Source organism: Paenibacillus thalictri (assembly GCF_004307995.1).
GTDB classification, from domain to species: Bacteria; Bacillota; Bacilli; order Paenibacillales; family NBRC-103111; genus Paenibacillus_AF; species Paenibacillus_AF thalictri.
Genome location: NZ_SIRE01000010.1, coordinates 84,144 through 104,990 on the forward strand (window position 1 = coordinate 84,144; position 20,847 = coordinate 104,990).

Consider the following 20,847-nt stretch of genomic DNA (forward strand, 5'->3'; position numbering starts at 1 on the left):
GCACCCCGCATCATCGCGCCCAAGGTAAAGCGTGTCCCGCAAGCTCAAGCGACAGCGACGAGCAGCGGGACAAACGCTGAAAAAAGAGGCACGAAGGAGCACCCCGCATCATCGCGCCCAAAGTAAAGCGTGTCCCGCAAGCTCAAGCGATAGCGACGAGCAGCGGGACAAACGCTGAATGGGAGGCACGAAGGAGCTCCACCGGCGGCGGGTCCAGGGCGCAGCGCCTGGGGTCCCCCTCCCAGGGGGATTTAGGGGGTCGTCCCCCCCTATTCAAGCAAACCTTCACCTTCGCCGCCGTCCATATATTCGCGGTACGCTTTATTTCTCAGCACCATGACGTCGTGGCCGTAGATGTCGGTAGCAAGAAAGCTTTCGAGCGATTCGACGTATCCGTCATTTTCGTCGGATTCAATGTACATGTCGTTGTACCCGTCGATTATATTAGGGTTTTCCTGCATGGCAGGCGTATTGGAGGTTCCCCAGCTTTCGACGATTTGCCAAGCGTCTTCGCCGTCGAATTGATTTTGATCCGAACGCTCATCCAAACTGGTCCGCCCGAATGGAGGGTACAGCAGTTTTTCCTCCACGGGCCGATCCGTGCGGTGCGTATCGGGGGAATGCTCGATACAATATTCGGTTGTTGGCACGGCTTGAAGTCTTTCAAATGGAATCGGTTTGCCGCAGACGGCGCATTGACCGTAATTTCCCGCATCCATATGGGAAAGAGCGGCCCCGATATCTTCCAGCTGATGCTCGGAGCTTTCATTTAAGGCTAAATCTTTGCTATGTTCAAACACTTCCGACCCAAGATCGGCCGGGTGGTTGTCATATGCGGCGAGTTCGCCGGTCTGCTCGGCAATCGACTCTGAAAGTCCGTATGATTTGTTTTGTTCAAGACGATGTTCGAGATCTTGCTTTTGCCGGAGCAGCTCTTGCTTCAGCTCGGTAAGCTGTTGGGCCGATAACGGGTTCAAAAAGCACGCCTCCTTTTAACTCATAAGAACATGTATAAAATGAGATGGGTTGTTTAGCGGATCGCCTATCGGATAATAAGGGAAGCAGCAAGTTCATATGGCTAGCTTTTACGGATTGCGCTTATTTTAGAGAGGTAATTCCTTGCTATTTCGGGGAAACGGAATAAGGAGATGAACCCTTGAGATATTATATTTACGCACTTATCGTATTGCTTGTAGATCAGGCAACCAAGTGGCTTATTGTCGACAGGCTGGCCATTGGCGAGACTAGACCGGTGATCGGCGAGTTTTTTCAAATTACGTCCCACCGGAATAAAGGCGCCGCTTTTGGCATTCTACAAAATCAGCGGTGGTTTTTTGTCATCATCACCTTGGTTGTTGTTGTTGGCGTAATCTGGTACTTGGAAAAAATGCGCCGTGAGAAAAAACGGTTGATGCCCATTGCGCTTGGGCTGCTGCTTGGCGGGGCGCTGGGTAATTTTATCGACCGTTCGTTGTTTGGACAAGTGGTCGATTTCTTGCAGTTCCGGTTTCAATTCAACTGGTTTGGCACGGCGGTGGACTATACGTACCCGATTTTTAATATCGCCGATTCGGCAATTTGTATCGGTGTCGCTTTAATATTTTTGGATTCTCTGATTAGTTGGAGAAGGGAACGGAGATAAGCTTTGATTAACGAAATAGAGCAAGAACGGCTGGAATGGACGGCTGATACGGAAGATGCAGGCGAACGGCTGGACAAGTTTGTCGTCGAATCGATAGAAGAGGACGTCTCGCGTACGCTGATTCAACAGTGGATTAAAGACGGCCATGTTACGGTAAACGGCAAAACGGTCAAGTCTAACTATAAAATCGCTGTAGGTGACAGCGTTCAACTGGTTGAGCCTCCGCCGGAGCAGCTGCTGATCGAAGCCGAGCCGATCCCGATCGAAGTCGTTTATGAAGATGCTGACGTGATCGTAGTGAACAAGCCGCGCGGGATGGTTGTGCATCCTGCTCCGGGCCACTATTCGGGTACCTTGGTTAACGCGCTGATGTACCATTGTCAGGACCTTAGCGGCATTAACGGAGTGATGCGTCCGGGTATCGTACATCGGATCGACAAAGACACATCGGGCCTGCTGATGGCGGCCAAAAACGATCTGGCGCACCAGCATTTAGCCGGATTGCTGAAAGATCACGACGTGGACCGGAAATACATCGCTATTGTCCATGGCAATTTGCCTCACGATAACGGAACCATTGACGCTCCGATCGGACGCGATCTAAAGGACCGCAAGCTGTATACGGTAACGGAAAAAAACAGCAAACGTGCGGTTACGCATTTTGTCGTGCTGGAACGGTTTGCTTCAGGTCATACGCTGGTGGAACTGAAGCTGGAGACGGGGAGAACACATCAGATCCGGGTTCATATGAAGTTTATCGGGTATCCGCTTGTCGGGGATCCGGCCTACGGGAGAAGCAAAGGTATCACCATGGACGTGGAAGGACAGGCGCTGCATGCGGCGGTTCTTGGGTTTACTCATCCGAGGACAAGGGAACAGCTGCGGTTTGAAGCGCCGCTGCCGGCAGAAATGGAACATTTGCTGGAGCGCTTGCGAATGCAATAAGAGCAGGACGCGCATCACGGCAAGATCAGGGCAATTTCGCAAATTCAATGGGGAACGGGAGTGAAGGACGCATGTCACTTTTAGAATCGTTAGTTAATAAAGATGTGCAGAACATTCAAATTTCCGGCATCCGTAAAATTTCCAATATGGTCGCGGCTATGCAGGACGTCGTATCGCTGACGATCGGCCAACCGGACTTCCCGACGCCGGCACATATATTGGAGGCGGGGAAAAAAGCGATTGACGCCAATAAAACCGTATATACGGTCAATCCGGGTTTAATTGAGTTGCGCCGCGCCGCTGCGGCGTTTGTTGAAGGAAAATACGAATTGTCGTACGACCCCGACAAGGAAATCATCGTTACCGCCGGGGCCAGTCAAGCACTGGACATCACCCTGCGGACGATTTTGGAGCCGGGCAACGAAGTGATTATGCCCGGGCCGATTTATCCCGGATACGAACCGCTAGTACGCCTAAGCGGGGGAGTTCCGGTATTGGTGGACACCAAAGATACAGGTTTTAAGCTGACTGCGGAGCTGCTTGAGAAAGCCATTACGCCGCGTACACGTTGTATCGTGATGTGTTATCCGTCCAACCCGACCGGCCGTGTGATGGATGCCGCTGAGCTGGAGGCGGTCGGCAAGCTGCTTAAGGATAAATCGATTTTTGTCATCTCCGACGAAATTTACAGCGAGTTGATTTATGACGGACCGCATCGATCGATTGCTTCCTTCCAAGGAATGAGAGACAAGACAATTGTCATTAACGGCTTGTCCAAATCGCATTCCATGACCGGATGGCGGATCGGTTTTACGTTTGCTCCCGCTTATTTAACGCAGCACATGGTGAAGGTGCATCAATACAATTTGACGTGCGCCAGCTCGATCAGCCAATATGCCGCATTAGAAGCGCTAACCGGCGGCGTAAACGACGCGGAACCGATGAAAGAGGCATACCGGGAACGCAGAGATTTTGTGCACCGCAGACTGGCTGAAATCGGGCTGGTTACGGAACGGCCGGAAGGGGCGTTTTACATCTTTCCGTCGATTGCGCAATTTGGCCTCAGTTCGATGGATTTCACGATGAAGATGCTGGAGCAGGAAAAAGTAGCCGTTGTGCCGGGGGATGCATTCTCATCATATGGCGAAGGATTTATCCGCATTTCATATGCTTATTCGATGGACTCGTTAAAAGAAGCGCTGAACCGGCTGGAGCGGTTTGTACAAAGCTTAAAATAAGAAAAACTTCTAATCGGAGCCTCTCTCGGATAAACGAGCGGGGGGCTTGCGTGCCTTTCCGACACTATAAAAAAAGCCGATCGCCCCGTTGTCAAATGAGGGGTTGATCGGCTTTTTGCTTGGGTTGCGTTTCGCTTTCACATAGAGCATAGCGGAGATAGTACGCTACTGTGCGGATTTCCAGCGTAAATAACGGACGATGACTTCGATCGCCGGATCGACCGCCTGATCGTTAGGTTCAATGCTGGCATGGTGCAGGCCGTACGGCGTGTCGACGCCAAGCCAGAACATGAAACCGGGGATACGTTCCAGGAAATAACCGAAATCTTCCCCGGTCATCGCTTCCGTGCATTCAATCAGATTCATCGCGCCGTCGGTGCGGACGAAATTCATAAATTCTTCGGTAACGGCCGGATTATTGTACACCTGGCAGTAGTTCGAACCGTAATCAATACTCGCCTTGCAGTCAAAAGCGGTCTCCAAACCGGAAACCAGCGCTTCAATCCGGGCTTTCACACGTCTCATCGTATCGATCGACATCGTGCGGATCGTGCCTTCCAGGCGCGCTTTTTCGGCGATAATGTTTTGTTTGGTGCCGCCTTCGATTTTGCCGATCGTGACGACGACCGAATCCAGCGGATTGATGTTGCGGGCCACGATCGTTTGCAGTTGGCCAACCAGCTGCGCGGCGGCTACCACCATATCGTTGGCTTGATGAGGAAATGCGGCATGGCCGCCTTTGCCCGTTAGATCGATAAACAATTCGGAAGTATTGGCGAATAAAATACCCGGCTTCGTTGCAATGGTGCCGACCGGATATTCGGGCGCAATGTGCAGCGCCACCATCTGGTCAGGCATCATGCCCTGCAGTTCCTGGCTGCCCAGCATCGGCAAGGCGCCTCCCGGGCCTTCTTCGGCGGGCTGAAACACCAGTACAAGATCGTCGCTCATTGGCTGCTTGGCAAATGCGCTCAGAACGCCCATGCCGATGGCCATGTGCAGGTCGTGTCCGCAGGCGTGCATGTAACCCGGATGCTGGGAGCGAAACGGGTAAGAAGTGTTTTCTTCAATCGGCAGCGCATCCATATCGGCGCGATAACCAAATGTGCGCCGCGGAGCGGTGCCCTTCACACGGACTAAGATGCCGGTCCGCCATGTCCGAACCTCCAGATGCTCTTGGGGCAATGCGGCAATTCGTTCAAGCAGAACGGCTTGTGTTTTGAATTCCTGGAAGCCGGGTTCCGGAATCTGATGAAGCTGCCTGCGCAGCTCTACAAATGAGCTTGCCTGGGTGGTCATCGTTTTATCCTCGCTTTTTTTACTATATAAATTGAACCCATGTTTTGGAAGTCCGCTCCATTCCGAAAGGAATTACTTGTCCGCTTCAAATTATCTCAATCCTACAAGGATCGGTCCGCCGCAGAAACAGGGGTGGATTGCCGCTTATCGTTAAATAAGGCCGGAGGGAATCCCTCCGGCCTGCGGTGTATATTACAGTTGACGAAGCTCCTGCAAAATTTCCGTTTTGGATTTCGTTTTATCGTCCACTTTCTTAATGACGCGGCCCGGAGCGCCTACAACAACGCTGTATTCCGGAACGTCTTGAGTTACGATGGCGCCGGCGGCGATAACGGAACCTTTGCCGATGCGTACGCCTTCGAGAACAACCGCGTTGGCTCCGATCAGCACGTCGTCTTCAATGACTACAGGTTGTGCGGAAGGAGGTTCAATGACACCCGCCAATACGGAACCTGCGCCGATATGGCACATTTTTCCTACTTGCACGCGGCCGCCGATAGCGACGTTCATATCAACCATAGTACCGTCGCCGATGGATGCGCCGATGTTGATTGTAGCGCCCATCATGACGATGGCGTTGTTGCCGATGGACACCATGTCGCGGATGACCGCGCCCGGCTCGATACGAGCGTTGATGCCTTTTAAGTCCAGCGTCGGGATCGCCGAGTTGCGGCGGTCGTTTTCAACGACATAATCCTCGATGTTTTGTTGGTTGGCTTCGATCACAGGGCTGATGACGCTCCATTCGCCGAATAAAACGCCGGTATTGCCTGTAATAAACGATTTTACATCCGCGCCAAAATCGATTGCGTCAAGGTTGCCTTTTATGTAAACTTTGACAGGCGTTTTCTTTACACTGTTTTTGATAAAATTGATGATTTCCATCGTATTCATTTCGGACATGCTAATATTCTCCTTTTTTCGTCAAAATGGATGCCGGCTGATCCGACATACTATGAAGTAACAAGTTGAACTACCTCTTTAAAATATAGTAGCAGAAAGCATCATTTTTTCCAAGCAAACAAGGAAAATATTAAGACAGCCCGTTGTTCCATTCCGCAAAAAATTAGGATTGACTTCTTTTGTCGAAAGTGGGATAATCCCTTTAGTTGAATAGAACCTTTAAAGACAGTCCCGTGAGACTGACAAGGTGTCCGATGTTTAAAAAGATTGATGACCGCCCGGTTATGCGCCATCTCTATGGCTGTGACCGGAACAGGCGTGCGCGTATCAAGCTGGTCTTGTGCTGCGCAGCATTCTGGCGGTTGTTACCGGATGAAAGCTCCTTGTCCTTATGGGCAGGGAGCTTTTTTGCGCAGAGGTCAATATTCGAAGCTGCGCTCTCACGGACCCGGAAGTATGGCACACAGACGCAACTGTAGGAGGGTGTTCACCTTGGAACGGGATGAACAGCTGGTCATTATGGACGAAACGGCAATCCGCCGCGCTCTGACAAGGATTGCCCACGAGATTCTGGAAAAAAACAAAGGTGTGGACAACTGCATGCTGATCGGCATTCGCACCCGCGGCATTTATTTGGCCCGGCGCGTTGCGCAGCGGATTCATGAAATCGAATCGGTCCCCGTGCCTGTAGGCGAGCTGGATATTACCTCTTATCGCGACGATCGGGTGAAAGCTCCATCGGTGGAGTCGGTCAAGACGGGCGAACCGCTTGCGATTCAGGATCGCAAAATCATTTTGTTCGATGATGTGTTGTATACCGGACGTACGGTAAGGGCCGCAATGGATGCTCTGATCGATCAAGGAAGGCCGCAAATGATTCAACTGGCCGTGCTGATTGACCGCGGACACCGCGAACTGCCGATTAGGCCCGATTACGTCGGCAAGAACGTACCGACTTCCAAGATGGAACGAATCGAAGTGCTGCTTGAAGAAATCGACAAGAAGGACAAAGTCGCTTTATATGCCAAAGGAGGGAAACGCAAATGACGATGGTTCGGATGAAGACGGAGAAACATTTGCTTGGCTTAAAAGGGATGGGACAAGAAGAAATTCGCAGCATATTGGATCGGGCCGCATATTGGGAACAATACTCCATAAAGGTAACAAATCAGCTTCAAGGCCGGTTTGTGGCAAATATGTTTTTTGAAAACAGCACGAGAACAAGATTTTCTTTCGAGGTTGCGGAGAAACGCCTGGGCGCCGAAGTGCTTAACTTCTCGGCGGCGGTGTCCAGCGTACAGAAGGGCGAATCCATCTACGACACGGTAAAAACGTTGGAGTCCATGGGCATTGACGCCGGTGTGATCCGGCTGAAGCCGACAGGTGTGCTGCAGGAGCTCGCGGAGAAAATCAACATCCCGCTCATCAACGCAGGGGATGGCAACAACGAGCATCCGACACAGGCGCTGCTCGATATGTACACAATGCAGGCGCATTTTGGCGAGATCAAAGGGCTGACGGTATCGATTATCGGCGACATTATGCACAGCCGGGTAGCCAGATCGAACTTATGGGGTTTGACCGCAATGGGGGCAAAGGTAAAGTTTTGCGCGCCGGACAACATGAGAGCTGCCGAGCTGGGCGAATACGCGCCATATGTATCAATGGAAGAAGCGCTGCAATCGGATGTGGTCATGATGCTGAGAGTGCAGCTGGAACGGCACGAAAACGGCATGATCAAGTCGGCCGAGGAATACCGCGAGCAGTACGGCTTGACGGTGGAAAGAGCGGCGAAGCTGCAGCCGCATACGATCATCATGCATCCGGCACCGATCAACCGCGATGTGGAGCTGGATGACGCGCTGGTGGAGTGCGACAAGTCGAAGGTGTTCACGCAGATTGCTAATGGTGTGCCGATTCGGATGGCGGTCATCGAGCGGGCGCTGAGCTAGGGAGTTTGATTGGCGATTGTGAAATATTAAACGTGACTGATGTGTATTACGGGAAAGGGACGGTACTCCACCGCCAATGAAAACCGTGTTTTTCTCGAATTGATCTTATGGTAAAAACACGGTTTTCAAAGCGGACGTAAACTTTACGTACCATTCCCTTACCCCTCCATACACAGTGCACGAATAAAAATTCAAAAGCAACAACCAAACTCCTAACAGCTTTAAAATAGTAAATATTTTCGGGAGGAACTTATGGGCATCTGGATACTTAACGCAAGTGTAGTTCAAGCCGCCAATGATACTGCGGCCAAACATATATTTATAGATGGCGATAAAATAGGGCAAATCGTAGATGCCGCTTCCGGACTGCCGGATACGGCCGGACACGAAACGATCGACGCGGCGGGCAAGCTGGTCACGCCGGGACTGATCGATATGCACGTTCACCTGCGCGAGCCGGGTTTTGAACATAAAGAAACGATTGCAACGGGGACTCGCTCGGCAGCCCGCGGCGGTTTCACGACAATCGCTTGCATGCCGAACACGCGCCCGGTCATCGACACAGTAGACACGGTGAAATATGTGCTCGGCAAAGCCGAAACGGAAGGTGTTGTGCGCGTCTTGCCTTACGGCTGCATCACCAAAAACGAGCTTGGCCGCGAACTGACCGATTTTACCGCGCTGAAGGATGCAGGCGTCATCGGCTTCACGGACGACGGCGTCGGCGTGCAAAGCGCACAGATGATGAAAGACGCGATGCGCGAAGCGGCGGCGATCGGCCTGCCGATCATCGCACACTGCGAAGACAACACGCTGGTCGAAGGCGCAGCGGTGTCCGAGGGCGCATTTGCCCGCAAGCACGGGCTGAAGGGCATCCCGAACGAATCGGAAGCGATCCATGTCGGCCGTGACGTACTGCTGGCGGAAGCAACCGGCGTGCATTATCACGTATGCCACGTCAGCACCGAGCAGTCGGTACGCCTGATCCGCCACGCCAAGCAGTTTGGCATCAAAGTTACCGCGGAGGTTTGCCCGCACCATCTCATTTTGTCGGATGAGGATATTCCGGACAACATGGATGCGAACTGGAAAATGAACCCGCCGCTGCGTACGCCAAGAGATGTGCAAGCGGTCATCGAAGGGCTGGTTGACGGCACGATAGATATCATCGTCACTGACCACGCGCCGCACAGCGAGGAAGAAAAGGCGCGCGGCATGCAGCTTGCGCCGTTTGGCATCGTCGGTTTCGAGACGGCGTTCCCGCTGCTGTACACCAAGTTTGTGGCGACCGGACAATGGACGCTGCAGTTTTTAGTAGACAAAATGACTTCCCTTCCCGCGCAAGTGTTTGGACTTCCGCTTGGCACGCTGGAAACAGGAAAAACGGCAGACATCACGATTATCGATCTGGACACGGAACAAGCGGTTGATCCTGCGGAGTTCGCTTCGAAAGGCCGCAACACGCCGTTCACCGGTTGGCAGCTGAAAGGCTGGCCGGTACGTACGATCGTAGGCGGTAAAACGGTCTGGGCGAATTAACGAAGCGCGAAACTGCAAAGGAGCTGAAAATAAATTATGCAAGCAAGATTATTGTTGGAAGACGGCACTTTATTTACGGGCAAGTCGTTCGGAGCCGAAGGAGACTCCGTTGGCGAGGTCGTGTTTAATACAGGTATCACAGGTTATCAGGAAGTATTGTCCGACCCGTCCTATTGTGGACAAATCGTCACGATGACATACCCGCTGATCGGCAACTACGGCATTACCCGCGATGATTTCGAGTCGGTGCGCCCGTTCATTCATGGCTTTGTTGTCAGACAACATGAAGATGTGCCCAGCAACTGGCGCGGCGAATATTCGCTCGGCACGCTGCTGAAAGAATACGGCATTATCGGAATCAGCGAAATCGACACACGCATGTTGACCCGCCGTATCCGTCACCATGGCGTGATGAAAGGGATTTTGACGACATCGACCCGTTCGGTGGCTGAACTGCTGGAGCAGATGAAATCCACTCCGCTGATGACCGATCAAGTCTCCCGCGTATCGACGAAAAGCGTGTTCAGCAGCCCAGGCTCCAAAGAAAGAATCGTGCTTGTTGATTTCGGAGCCAAAAGCGGCATCGTACGTGATCTGGTGAAACGCGGCTGCGACGTTGTTGTCGTGCCTCAAGACGCTACAGCCGATCAAATCCGCCGCTTGTCGCCGGACGGCGTTCTGCTGTCCAACGGCCCTGGGGACCCAAAAGACGTGCCTCATGCGGTAGAAATGATCCGTCAACTGCTTGGCGAATTGCCGATTTTCGGCATCTGCCTTGGACACCAGCTGTTCGCGCTGGCTTGCGGCGCCGACACCGACAAGCTCAAATTCGGACATCGCGGCGGCAACCACCCGGTTAAAGATTTGATCAGCGGCCGCTGCTACATCACATCGCAAAACCACGGCTACACGGTAAAAGAAGATTCCATCGCCGGCACTGAGCTGGAAGTGACTCATATCAACAACAACGACAAGACCATCGAAGGTCTGCGTCATAAAACATATGCTGCGTTCTCCGTGCAGTACCATCCGGAAGCAGCTCCGGGACCATTTGATTCAAGTTACCTGTTCGACGATTTCCTTGAATCGATCCGCAAGTTCAAGCAGGACAACCCGCAGCTGCCGCGCCAGGCGCAGGTATACACCGCGGCCAAATTCAAACCGGCTCCCGTTTCCGCCGAGTTGAAAGGAGAATTACACTATGCCAAAAAATAATCAACTGAAGAAAATTCTCGTGATCGGCTCCGGCCCGATCGTCATCGGCCAAGCTGCCGAATTCGACTATGCCGGAACACAGGCTTGCCAAGCGTTAAAAGAAGAGGGCATGGAAGTGGTGCTGATCAACAGCAACCCGGCCACCATCATGACCGACACCAACATGGCGGATAAAGTATACATCGAACCGATCACCCTTGATTTTGTCACACAAATTATTCGTCAAGAACGTCCCGACGGCTTGCTGCCGACATTGGGCGGCCAAACGGGACTGAATATGGCTGTTGAGCTGGCTCGCCACGGCGTGCTGGAGCGGGAGAACGTCAAGCTGCTCGGAACGCAGCTTACAGCGATTGAACGTGCCGAAGACCGCGATTTGTTCCGCGATTTGATGCGCGAGCTGGAACAGCCTGTGCCGGACAGCGTCATCGTGACGACGGTGCAAGAGGCTGTTGATTTTGCAAACGAGATTGGTTACCCGATCATTGTACGTCCGGCTTATACGCTTGGCGGCACAGGCGGCGGCATCTGCGCATCGGAAGAGGAACTGCTGGAAACCGTCGCTTCCGGTATCCGTTACAGCCCTATCGGCCAATGCTTGATCGAAAAAAGCATCGCCGGCATGAAAGAAGTCGAATACGAAGTGATGCGCGACGCAAACGATAACTGTATCGTCGTGTGCAACATGGAAAACTTTGACCCGGTTGGCGTACATACCGGCGACAGCATCGTCGTGGCGCCAAGCCAAACGTTGTCCGACCGCGAGTACCAAATGCTGCGTTCCGCGGCAATTAAAATCATCCGTGCGCTGAACATCGAAGGCGGATGTAACGTGCAGTTTGCGCTGGATCCTTTCAGCTACCAATATTACGTCATCGAAGTAAACCCGCGCGTAAGCCGTTCGTCGGCGCTTGCTTCCAAAGCAACCGGTTATCCGATCGCCAAAATGGCGGCGAAAATCGCGATTGGCTACACGCTGGATGAGCTTGTTAACCCGGTTACGGGCCAAACTTACGCTTGCTTCGAGCCGACCCTTGACTATATTGTATCGAAAATTCCGCGCTGGCCGTTCGATAAATTTACAGCGGCAAACCGCAAGCTGGGCACGCAAATGAAAGCGACAGGCGAAGTCATGGCGATTGGCCGGACTTTTGAAGAGTCGATTCATAAAGCGATCCGTTCCCTGGAAATCGGCGTTCACCGCTTGTATCTGAAAGGCGCAGAGGAACTGAATACGGAAACGCTCGAACTTCGTCTGCAAAAACCGGATGACGAACGTATGTTCCTGATTGCCGAAGCATTCCGCCGCGGCTATCAACTTGAACAAATTCAAGAATTGAGCAAAATCGACTGGTGGTTCCTTGGCAAGCTCGAAGGTATGATTCAGTTCGAAGAGCAGCTGAAGCAGCCGGAGTTGACCGAAGAGCTGCTGCGGGAAGCCAAACGCAAAGGTTTCACCGACCGTGCAATCGCAGAAATCCGCCACGAGGCCGAAGGCTTGAACTTGACGCAAGAAGCCGACGTTCGCGCATACCGTATCGGTCTGAACTTGAAGCCGGTGTACAAAATGGTTGACACCTGCGCCGCTGAATTCGAAGCGACCACTCCATATTACTACTCGACTTACGAGACCGAAGACGAAGTAACGCAAACGACCAAAGAAAAGGTGCTTGTGCTTGGTTCCGGTCCGATCCGTATCGGTCAAGGCATCGAATTCGACTACTCTACCGTACATGCGGTATGGGCGATTCAAGCCGCCGGTTACGAAGCGGTTATTATCAATAACAACCCGGAGACGGTTTCCACCGACTTCAGCACATCCGACCGGTTGTATTTCGAGCCGCTTTTCTTCGAGGATGTTATGAATATCATCGAACATGAGAAGCCGATCGGCGTTATCGTGCAATTCGGCGGCCAAACGGCGATCAATCTGGCGGCGCCGTTGTCTAAAGCGGGCGTGCGCATTCTTGGTACGGATTTGGAAAGCATCGATGCTGCCGAAGACCGTAAAAAGTTCGAAGCGCTGCTGCGCAGCTTGAACATTGCACAGCCGCCAGGCGGCACTGTCACTTCGGTGGACGATGCGGTTGCGGTCGCTTCCCAATTCGGATATCCGGTACTTGTCCGTCCGTCGTACGTGCTTGGCGGACGCGCAATGGAAATTGTGTACTCCGACGAAGAACTGTTGAGTTATATGGAATATGCGGTGAAAATCAATCCGGAGCATCCGGTTCTGATCGACCGTTACATGCTGGGCAAAGAAGTCGAAGTTGACGCGATTTGCGACAAGGAAACGGTGCTCATTCCGGGCATCATGGAACACGTGGAAAGAGCTGGGGTTCACTCCGGCGACTCGATCGCCGTGTATCCGCCGCAAACGATCTCCGACGAGATCAAGCAGCAAATTATCGACATTACCGTAAAAATCGCCAGAGGCCTTAAAGTTGTCGGTCTTGTCAACATTCAGTTCGTCATATTCCAAGACCAAGTGTACGTCATCGAAGTAAACCCGCGCTCCTCGCGTACCGTGCCGTTCTTGAGCAAAGTGACGAAGGTGCCGATGGCTAACGTAGCGACCAAAGTCATTATGGGTCAAACACTGCAGCAGCTCGGTTATGAAACCGGATTGTGGCCGGAAGACAACTATGTTTCCGTCAAGGTGCCGGTATTCTCCTTCGCCAAGCTGCGCCGCGTAGATACGACGCTTGGACCGGAAATGAAATCGACGGGCGAAGTTATGGGACGTGACCAGAACTTCTCCAAAGCGCTGTACAAAGGGTTGCTTGGTTCCGGCATGAAAATTCCGCCGACCGGTTCGATCATTGCGACAGTCGCCGATAAAGACAAAGCGGAAGCGATTGAAATTTTGTCCGGCTTCGACAAGCTCGGATATAAGATCGTCGCTACCGGCGGTACTGCCAAAGCGCTTAAGGACGCGGGTCTGAGAGTGACTACGGTCAATAAGCTGAGCGAAGGCGAACCGAATATATTGGATCTGATTCGCAACGGAGAAGCGCATTTTGTGGTCAATACACTCACGAAAGGCAAAACTCCGGAGCGGGACGGCTTCCGTATCCGCCGCGAAGCGGTGGAAAACGGCGTTGTATGTATGACGTCGCTGGATACGGTGCGCGCGCTGCTGCATATGCTTGAGGCGATCAATTTCCAATCGCGCCCGATGCCGGTTTTTAACGTATAACATAACGGACAAATTGGTTAGCACAGTTAGGCTTTCGCTTCACGCCGCTGTGCTAACCGTATGTTTGGAGAGGAGAGCAGGATGCAAATGACGTTAATATCAAACGCCGCCGAGCGGATTATGGTCGCTTTGGATTATGCTTCAGCGGAAGAAGCGCAGCAGTTGATGAACCAACTGCAGGGTATTCCATGCTGGATGAAGGTCGGCATGCAGCTGTTTTATGCGGCAGGGCCAGGGTTTGTCGCCAAGCTTAAGGAGCAGGGCTACAAAGTATTTCTTGATGTGAAGATGCACGACATTCCGAACACGGTCAAAGGGGGCTCGGAGAGCGTGACCCGGCTGGGCGTGGACATGTTTAACGTGCATGCGGCCGGAGGAGCGGCGATGATGGAAGCGGCCATGGAAGGCGTCGATAAAGGTCTGACCGGCAGCAAAGGATCGGCGAAGCCGATCGTCATTGCGGTCACCCAACTGACCAGCACAAGCCAGTCGGTGATGAATCATGAAATCGGTGTGCCCGGGCCTGTGGACGAAACGGTCATTCGTTATGCGAAAATGACGCAACTTGCAGGGCTGCAAGGGGTTGTAGCTTCTCCGCAAGAAGTTGTCAAAATCAAGCAAGCGTGCGGAAGCTCCTTCCTTACGGTAACTCCGGGAATACGCCCGGCAGGCTCCGATATCGGGGATCAGTCGCGAATTATGACACCGCCGGAGGCATTTCAACAGGGAACCGATTATATCGTAATCGGCAGACCCATTACCGGAGCAAAAGATCCGCGGCAGGCTTTGGAATCGATAACGGAATCCATTCATTCTGTTTTTCAAAAAACGGAGGTAATATAGATGATGACAACGGAAACTATTGCACAAAAAGTCGCCGCCGCGCTGCTTAACATCGAAGCGGTCGCGCTGCGCCCGCATCAGCCGTTCACCTGGACATCCGGCCTGAAAGCGCCGATTTATTGCGACAACCGTCTGACGATTTCGTACCCGGAAATCCGCGAATTGATTGCAGACGCTTTTGTTTCGGTCATCCAAGAGAAGTATCCGGACGTGGAAGTCATTGCCGGCGCGGCAACGGGCGGTATTCCGCACGCGGCATGGGTGGCGCAAAAGATGAATCTGCCGATGATTTACGTCAGAGACAAAGCGAAAGGCCACGGCAAAGAAAACTTGGTTGAAGGCGTTTTGCGTCCAGGCCAAAAAGTCGTTGTTGTCGAAGACCTGATCTCCACTGGAGGCAGCTCGCTGAAAGTTGCGCTGGCCGTTAACGCCGCGGGCGCCCAAACATTGGGTGTGCAAGCGATCATGTCCTACGAATTCGAAAAAGCGGCAGAAGCGTTTACGGAAGCCGGCGTCCCGTTTGGCTCGCTGTCCAGCTACTCGACGCTGCTCAGCACGGCGCTTGAGCTTGGCAAAATCAAGCAGGAGGACATGGCCCTGCTGCAAGCATGGAGCCAAAACCCTGCGGAATACGGCAATAACTAAATGTGCACAACCCGCCTGATGATGATATCGGGCGGGTTTTTTACTGCACTTTAAGCGGGAGCTTATTGAAAAAGCGTTTACAATCGGATCGTTATATTTTACAATAACTTGTGGACAGGAAATGATTTCATATTTCATATACGCAGGGTAGAGACAAAGAGAGAACCCGGACATCATTTGCATGTTCCGGGTTTATTTTGCTTTATCCCCACGAAAAAAGGAGAGCGACGCATCGTGAGCAAATTAACCGTTGGAGTCATTGGCGCCGGATCGATCTCGGAGCAGCATCTGAATTCATATGAGCGTAACGAGCGGGTGAAGCTGAACGCCATTTGCGATCTGGATGAAGACCGGGCGCAGCGCAAAGCGAAGAAGTATGGGATCAAGAAAGTATACACCAATTATCACGATCTGCTTGCCGATTCCAAAATTGACGCGGTGAGCATCTGCACATGGAACAACACGCATGCGGAAATCGCGATCGCCGCTTTGAAGGCAGGCAAACACGTATTGGTTGAAAAACCGCTGTGCCAAACGGTGGAGCAGGCGCTTGAGGTGGAGCAGACGGTGAAGGAGACCGGCAAGCTGCTGCAAGTCGGTTTTGTTCGCAGGTACGCCAACAACACCGGGATTATCAAAAAATTTCTTGATGCCGGCGAATTGGGCGATATTTATTACGCTAAGGCGACTTGCCTGCGCAGGCTTGGCAATCCGGGCGGATGGTTTTCGGACAAAACCCGTTCCGGCGGCGGCCCTCTGATTGATCTTGGCGTACATGTGATCGATATTTGCTGGTATTTGATGGGCCGGCCGAAGGTGAAGTCCGTTAGCGGCAACACATACGCGAAGCTGGGCAACCGCTCCAATGTGCAAAATTTGTCCTTCTACAAGTCGGCGGATTACAATTTGCATAACGATGTTGAGGATTTGGCCAGCGCTTTGATCCGGTTTGAGAACGGGGCTTCGCTGATGGTCGACGTCAGCTTTACCTTGCATGCCAAAAAAGACGAGATTTCCGTCAAAATTTTCGGAGACAAGGGTGGCGCAGAACTTGAGCCGGAACTAGCCATCGTCACGGAAAAACATAATACAATCATCAATGTGCAGCCGCAAGTGGACTCGCTCACATTTGATTTTGTGCAAGCGTTTCAAAGCGAAATCGACCACTTCGTGGGCTGCTGCTTAAGCGGCGAACAGCCGATCAGTCCGGTGGCGGATGGCGTTGAAGTGATGAAAATGTTGTGTGCGGTCTATGAATCGGCGGAAAAGGGCTGCGAAATCCAATTTTAAACCAATGGGGTGGGCCTTTCGATGAAATTAACGAACAAAATCGGTGTCATTGTAGAAAGCTTCCGCAGCGGCGTGCGTGAGGGGCTTGTCAAAGCCAAGCAGGTAGGAGCCGATGGAGTACAGATTTATGCGGTTCAAGGCGAAATGGATCCGGCGTATTTAACGCCGCAGGCGCGCAGAGAGCTGCGCGAGTACATCGCTTCGTTGGGACTTGAGATTTCTGCTTTGGTTGGCGATTTGGGCGGTCACGGCTTCCAAGATAAAACCGCAAATCCGGAAAAAATCGAGAAATCCAAGCGTATTCTCGATCTTGCGTTAGATCTCGGCACCCATATCGTCACTACGCACATCGGCATCGTTCCGAACCCTGAGGAGCAGCCTGAAGTTTACGAAGAGATGCAGCGGGCTTGCGAGGAGCTGGCTTCTTATGCGACGCAGCTCAAGGCGTTTTTTGCGATTGAAACGGGACCGGAAACGGCGGCGCATCTGAAAGCGTTTCTGGACACGCTGGGCAGCCGCGGAGTGTCGGTTAACTTTGACCCGGCCAACATGGTGATGGTGACCGGCGACGATCCCGTGCAAGGTGTGAAGCTGCTGAAGGACTATGTCGTACATACGCATGTAAAAGACGGCATCCGGTTAGCGGCCGTCGATCCGCGCGAAATTTACGGGGCGCTGGGTTATGCCAAAATGAGTCATGAAAAGCTGGCGCAAATCGCAAACGAAGGCAAGTTTTTCGAAGAAGTTCCGCTGGGGCAAGGCAAGGTTGATTTTGACGCGTATTTCGCCGCGCTGCAGGAGATCGGCTATCAAGGGTATTTGACCATAGAGAGGGAAGCGGGCGAGCATCCGGAAGCGGATATTCAGCTGGCCGTCGATTTTATCAAACGTTACCGTTAAACTGCTTTAGAGAATTACCTGCTAAAAAGCCGAACCTGCATATGGTTCGGCTTTTAGCGTTATGTAAGGGTTAGTATTAGACTGACTGGCAGGTTTGGGCTAATAACGGCTGCATCTTGACTAACGTTGGAATTATTTTATAATCTAAATATATTGGAGATGAATGAAAGGGGGCTCGCTAGCCGATGTGGACTACCTTGTAATGGTTTGATTGTATCAGATCGCGTGACTCGGTCATGGTTATTTGCCAATGGTCCGGTTCGTCATGCTGATCCTCAACCATTCAAGGGATGCGAGCAACCGTTTGATCAACCCGTTGCGCGGATACTTGATGTATCCGCTTTTTTATATATGCGGCGGAATTAATCCATCTCCATACGATGAACGGTGCTCTCGTTTTCTCATAACGGGAGGTAAATATATAATGACCAGATTGCAAGGAAAAATCGCCATAGTCACGGGGGCGAGTCGTCCCGGTGGAATCGGAGTTGCTATTTGCCGGGCATTTGCCGCAGAAGGCGCCAGCCTGTTTTTTACACATTTGTATGATTACGATAAAAACATTAACCCAATTGATGCCGACGAAAGTTGGCCTGATCTTTTCGCTGAGGAACTGCGTCAACTGGGTATAAAAGTTGGACATATGAAGTTGGACCTTACCTTACCGGGTTCAAGGTCCCTACTACTGGAAGAAGTACGGAAAGTGGTTGGTTTTCCGACCATCCTCGTTAATAACGCTACGTATAGCGTCGATGCAGATTTTCGTCAATTAAACGAGGCTCTCATCGACGCACATTGTGCTGTGAACGTTAGGGGGACATTCATGTTATCCGCTGAATTCGCCCGCATGATTGAGGCAGAGAAAAATATTCATTCCTCCCATAGCAAATTCGGTGGACGAATCATCAACCTCACTTCCGGTCAGGGTAAAGGCCCCATGCCTGGAAATCTTGCCTACGCTGCGACAAAAGGTGCCATCTCTGTTTTTACCGAATCGTTGGCCGCAGAGCTGGCACCGCTTGGTATAACAGTGAACGCTGTTGATCCCGGTCCTACCGACTCGGGCTGGATGTCCGAAGAGGTAAAAAAAGCTCTGCTGCCGCGATTTCCTATGGGCCGAATCGGTCTTCCTGAAGATGCAGCACGTTTAATCACTTTTCTCGCAAGCGACGATTCCCAATGGATTACCGGCCAAATCATTCATTCCAGAGGTGGCTTTTAAATAGTGCAGGGAAATAATATGGAACCATTTTAGGAACGTAAGGGATCAAATGAGAACGACAGCGCAGAGAACCGTAGTATAAATGACGCAAATTTTGGGCGTTAGAGTCAGCCTGGGTTAATTCGCAGCGGCAATCGACGTCTTCAGGACGTCACGCACGGAAAGCGGCGAGCGGTTGAGCAATTTGGTGAGCGTCGGATCGATGTGCGCGAATTCGCCTTCACGGCTGGCGCGGAAGACGCCGAGCAGCATGTTGGCGTGCGCTTCGGGGACACCGTGCAACATAAGCGTGTCGCGATATGTGTCGTCAGAAACAACCACGCGCTGAATCGGGCGGCCGGACAACTCTGAAGCGATGGCGGCGATACCTGTGAAATCAATGGCCTCGGTCGCGGTGAGTCCGGGCGTCAAACCGTCAAAGCACTGTTCGCTCAGGGCGATGGCTGCCGCTTCGGCAAGGTCAAGGTGTGCGGTCCAGGAGACTGGACCGTCCTCTGGAACGGCCAGCACGCCGGTCGAGATGGCGTCGCCGAGAAACATCAGTGCCGATGCCGTGTAAAAGCCGTTGCGCAGCGATATGAAGGGCACGCCTGAGGTTTGGAGCGCCTCCTCGGTGGCGGCGTGATCCTTCATCGGCGCGAAATGCGACGACGGAGACGAGCCCATGTGGCTCGTATAGACAATTCGGCTCGCGCCGGCTTTTTTGGCTGCTTCGATCGCCGTGCGATGACTTTGAACGAGAGCATCACCAAAGCCATCAGCGGAGACGATCAATACTTGTGTCGCGCCTTCGAAGGCGTATGTGAGACTGTCGGCGTCGTTGAAGTCACCTTGGCGTACGCGTACGCCCTTCCCTTGCAGCTCCAAAGCTTTCTGCGGATCGCGCACGCTTACGCCGATCTGTTCGGCTGGCATGCGTTCTAGCAGCTTCTGCACCGTCATACGTCCGAGCTGTCCGCTCGCTCCTGTTACAATAATCATGTCAATCACCTTTCTTTGTCTTTTATTCGACAGTGTTGGTTAACCGTCAATTTCGGATATGTTATACTTTATAAATGGTAATAGGATTGCGGTATCCGAACAACCAGCATTTAAACGGTTCCGTTGCTTAAACGACATGAATGCCGATTTGTCGGGTTTGTAACGCCGGAAGGAGCGATGTCGAATATGCCAGTCAACTTAGACGATCCTCGAGTGAAGCGGACGCGTCAGCTGCTGCTGCAATCTTTTATGGACTTGCTCGAGCAGAAGAAAAGTATCTATTCTATCTCGGTACAAGATATTGCATCTCATGCGACGGTTAATCGGGCCACCTTCTATGCTCATTTCCAAGACAAATACGCGTTCCTGGAATGCTGGATGAGCGACAAGTTTCGCAAGATCGTGGAGATGCGCTTGCCGGATTACACCCTTACAGGAACGGGCGATTTGCGAACGCTAATTCAAGTTACTTTCGAATTTCTGGCGCGTTTACGCAAGTATATGACACCAGGTGACGTCCAATTCGAGCCGATGTTCGAGGTTGCAATTCAGAAGGAGATCGAACGGCTGCTGCTCCGATGGCTCCGTGAGAAGGAGAGGGTGCAGGCTTCTGTTGCAGAAGAGATGATCGAGACGACTGCGGAAGTGATTAGTTGGGGGATATTCGGATCAGCCGTGCAGTGGAGCCGCAACCCTGGGCAGCGTACGGCTGAGGCAATGACGCGGGACGTACTGGCCGTAGCTACTACGGTATTAGAGCCAGTAATATGACTCGAACGGATAAGCAGGTCTGAACCTCCTTGACCGCCACACGATTCCACGCCGTATCTTGAACGTTTGGAGCACGAGGTTCAAAAATTCAGATTTGAGACGTCGCTGGAAGCCGTTGCTTTAGATTCGGGATATCTTACCTCGGCGATTTGTAAGATGCTTCATGGAAGCACATTTATACGGTGATTGGTGCCAGGGCATTATATCGGTCAAAGGTCTTATTAAAAATGGAGATTTAAGTACAATGCCAAGCGGGACGTCTA

At 52.2% G+C, this 20,847-nt stretch carries 18 protein-coding genes; 14 read left to right on the top strand and 4 right to left on the bottom strand.

Going from position 1 to position 20,847, the window contains the following annotated elements; translation table 11 throughout:
• Positions 1-269: 269 nt before the first annotated feature.
• Positions 270-977 (bottom strand): TraR/DksA C4-type zinc finger protein, encoded by a 708-nt coding sequence (locus EYB31_RS14940; protein WP_131014156.1) that lies wholly within the window; start codon positions 975-977, stop codon positions 270-272.
• A gap of 179 nt (positions 978-1,156) precedes the next feature.
• Between EYB31_RS14940 and lspA the strand changes: the two genes are divergently transcribed.
• The 3 genes from lspA to EYB31_RS14955 all read left to right on the top strand — a co-directional run bounded on the left by lspA (position 1,157) and on the right by EYB31_RS14955 (position 3,825).
• Positions 1,157-1,642 carry a signal peptidase II gene (gene lspA / locus EYB31_RS14945; RefSeq protein ID WP_131014157.1) on the top strand — a complete coding sequence of 162 codons (486 nt, stop codon included), beginning with the start codon at positions 1,157-1,159 and terminating at the stop codon, positions 1,640-1,642.
• Between the two features lie 3 nt (positions 1,643-1,645).
• Positions 1,646-2,587, top strand: a complete 942-nt coding sequence (locus EYB31_RS14950) for an RluA family pseudouridine synthase (RefSeq protein ID WP_131014158.1) — start codon at positions 1,646-1,648, stop codon at positions 2,585-2,587.
• 71 nt (positions 2,588-2,658) lie between these two features.
• Complete coding sequence (locus EYB31_RS14955; RefSeq protein ID WP_131014159.1) at positions 2,659-3,825, top strand: aminotransferase A; 1,167 nt, start codon at positions 2,659-2,661, stop codon at positions 3,823-3,825.
• 165 nt (positions 3,826-3,990) lie between these two features.
• Here the strand turns inward: EYB31_RS14955 and EYB31_RS14960 are convergent, their stop codons facing one another.
• Both EYB31_RS14960 and dapD read right to left on the bottom strand, forming a co-directional pair.
• Positions 3,991-5,124 carry an N-acetyldiaminopimelate deacetylase gene (locus EYB31_RS14960; RefSeq protein WP_131014160.1) on the bottom strand — a complete coding sequence of 378 codons (1,134 nt, stop codon included), beginning with the start codon at positions 5,122-5,124 and terminating at the stop codon, positions 3,991-3,993.
• Between the two features lie 192 nt (positions 5,125-5,316).
• Complete coding sequence (gene dapD / locus EYB31_RS14965; RefSeq protein WP_131014161.1) at positions 5,317-6,027, bottom strand: 2,3,4,5-tetrahydropyridine-2,6-dicarboxylate N-acetyltransferase; 711 nt, start codon at positions 6,025-6,027, stop codon at positions 5,317-5,319.
• A gap of 519 nt (positions 6,028-6,546) precedes the next feature.
• Between dapD and pyrR the strand changes: the two genes are divergently transcribed.
• The 10 genes from pyrR to EYB31_RS15015 all read left to right on the top strand — a co-directional run bounded on the left by pyrR (position 6,547) and on the right by EYB31_RS15015 (position 18,832).
• Positions 6,547-7,074, top strand: a complete 528-nt coding sequence (gene pyrR, locus EYB31_RS14970) for a bifunctional pyr operon transcriptional regulator/uracil phosphoribosyltransferase PyrR (protein ID WP_240762468.1) — start codon at positions 6,547-6,549, stop codon at positions 7,072-7,074.
• Positions 7,071-7,979: an aspartate carbamoyltransferase catalytic subunit gene (locus tag EYB31_RS14975; protein ID WP_131014163.1), complete on the top strand. Its 909-nt coding sequence runs from the start codon at positions 7,071-7,073 to the stop codon at positions 7,977-7,979. Before pyrR ends, EYB31_RS14975 begins: the two co-directional genes overlap by 4 nt.
• Positions 7,980-8,231: 252 nt before the next feature.
• Complete coding sequence (locus tag EYB31_RS14980; RefSeq protein ID WP_131014164.1) at positions 8,232-9,518, top strand: dihydroorotase; 1,287 nt, start codon at positions 8,232-8,234, stop codon at positions 9,516-9,518.
• Between the two features lie 36 nt (positions 9,519-9,554).
• Positions 9,555-10,733 (top strand): glutamine-hydrolyzing carbamoyl-phosphate synthase small subunit, encoded by a 1,179-nt coding sequence (carA, locus tag EYB31_RS14985; RefSeq protein WP_131014165.1) that lies wholly within the window; start codon positions 9,555-9,557, stop codon positions 10,731-10,733.
• Entirely contained in the window at positions 10,720-13,932 is a 3,213-nt protein-coding gene (carB, locus tag EYB31_RS14990) for a carbamoyl-phosphate synthase large subunit (protein ID WP_131014166.1), read from the top strand. Before carA ends, carB begins: the two co-directional genes overlap by 14 nt.
• A gap of 87 nt (positions 13,933-14,019) precedes the next feature.
• Positions 14,020-14,775, top strand: coding sequence for an orotidine-5'-phosphate decarboxylase (gene pyrF / locus EYB31_RS14995; RefSeq protein ID WP_420819443.1), 756 nt, complete (start codon positions 14,020-14,022; stop codon positions 14,773-14,775).
• Positions 14,776-15,420, top strand: a complete 645-nt coding sequence (pyrE, locus tag EYB31_RS15000; protein WP_131014167.1) for an orotate phosphoribosyltransferase — start codon at positions 14,776-14,778, stop codon at positions 15,418-15,420. It abuts the gene before it with no gap.
• Positions 15,421-15,654: 234 nt separating this feature from the next.
• The gene (locus EYB31_RS15005) at positions 15,655-16,710 is read left to right on the top strand and encodes a Gfo/Idh/MocA family protein (protein WP_131014168.1); all 1,056 of its coding nucleotides are present in this window, start codon (positions 15,655-15,657) and stop codon (positions 16,708-16,710) included.
• 21 nt (positions 16,711-16,731) lie between these two features.
• Positions 16,732-17,610 (top strand): sugar phosphate isomerase/epimerase family protein, encoded by an 879-nt coding sequence (locus EYB31_RS15010; RefSeq protein WP_131014169.1) that lies wholly within the window; start codon positions 16,732-16,734, stop codon positions 17,608-17,610.
• Positions 17,611-18,034: 424 nt separating this feature from the next.
• Positions 18,035-18,832 carry an SDR family oxidoreductase gene (locus tag EYB31_RS15015; protein ID WP_131014170.1) on the top strand — a complete coding sequence of 266 codons (798 nt, stop codon included), beginning with the start codon at positions 18,035-18,037 and terminating at the stop codon, positions 18,830-18,832.
• Between the two features lie 117 nt (positions 18,833-18,949).
• On the opposite strand, the gene EYB31_RS15020 is transcribed toward EYB31_RS15015, so the two are convergent.
• Positions 18,950-19,813, bottom strand: coding sequence for an SDR family oxidoreductase (locus EYB31_RS15020; protein ID WP_131014171.1), 864 nt, complete (start codon positions 19,811-19,813; stop codon positions 18,950-18,952).
• Positions 19,814-19,936: 123 nt separating this feature from the next.
• Here EYB31_RS15020 and EYB31_RS15025 point away from each other — a divergent pair, with 123 nt between their 5' ends.
• The gene (locus EYB31_RS15025) at positions 19,937-20,584 is read left to right on the top strand and encodes a TetR/AcrR family transcriptional regulator (protein ID WP_240762435.1); all 648 of its coding nucleotides are present in this window, start codon (positions 19,937-19,939) and stop codon (positions 20,582-20,584) included.
• Positions 20,585-20,847: the final 263 nt, after the last annotated feature.

Bases quoted from the DNA above. Each gene is read 5' to 3' on its own strand.
- EYB31_RS14955 (WP_131014159.1), top strand. From the start codon at position 2,659: ATGTCACTTTTAGAATCGTTAGTTAATAAAGATGTGCAGAACATTCAA.
- EYB31_RS14960 (WP_131014160.1), bottom strand. From the start codon at position 5,124: ATGACCACCCAGGCAAGCTCATTTGTAGAGCTGCGCAGGCAGCTTCAT.
- dapD (WP_131014161.1), bottom strand. From the start codon at position 6,027: ATGTCCGAAATGAATACGATGGAAATCATCAATTTTATCAAAAACAGT.
- pyrR (WP_240762468.1), top strand. From the start codon at position 6,547: ATGGACGAAACGGCAATCCGCCGCGCTCTGACAAGGATTGCCCACGAG.
- EYB31_RS14975 (WP_131014163.1), top strand. From the start codon at position 7,071: ATGACGATGGTTCGGATGAAGACGGAGAAACATTTGCTTGGCTTAAAA.
- EYB31_RS14980 (WP_131014164.1), top strand. From the start codon at position 8,232: ATGGGCATCTGGATACTTAACGCAAGTGTAGTTCAAGCCGCCAATGAT.
- carA (WP_131014165.1), top strand. From the start codon at position 9,555: ATGCAAGCAAGATTATTGTTGGAAGACGGCACTTTATTTACGGGCAAG.
- carB (WP_131014166.1), top strand. From the start codon at position 10,720: ATGCCAAAAAATAATCAACTGAAGAAAATTCTCGTGATCGGCTCCGGC.
- pyrF (WP_420819443.1), top strand. From the start codon at position 14,020: ATGACGTTAATATCAAACGCCGCCGAGCGGATTATGGTCGCTTTGGAT.
- pyrE (WP_131014167.1), top strand. From the start codon at position 14,776: ATGATGACAACGGAAACTATTGCACAAAAAGTCGCCGCCGCGCTGCTT.
- EYB31_RS15010 (WP_131014169.1), top strand. From the start codon at position 16,732: ATGAAATTAACGAACAAAATCGGTGTCATTGTAGAAAGCTTCCGCAGC.
- EYB31_RS15015 (WP_131014170.1), top strand. From the start codon at position 18,035: ATGACCAGATTGCAAGGAAAAATCGCCATAGTCACGGGGGCGAGTCGT.
- EYB31_RS15020 (WP_131014171.1), bottom strand. From the start codon at position 19,813: ATGATTATTGTAACAGGAGCGAGCGGACAGCTCGGACGTATGACGGTG.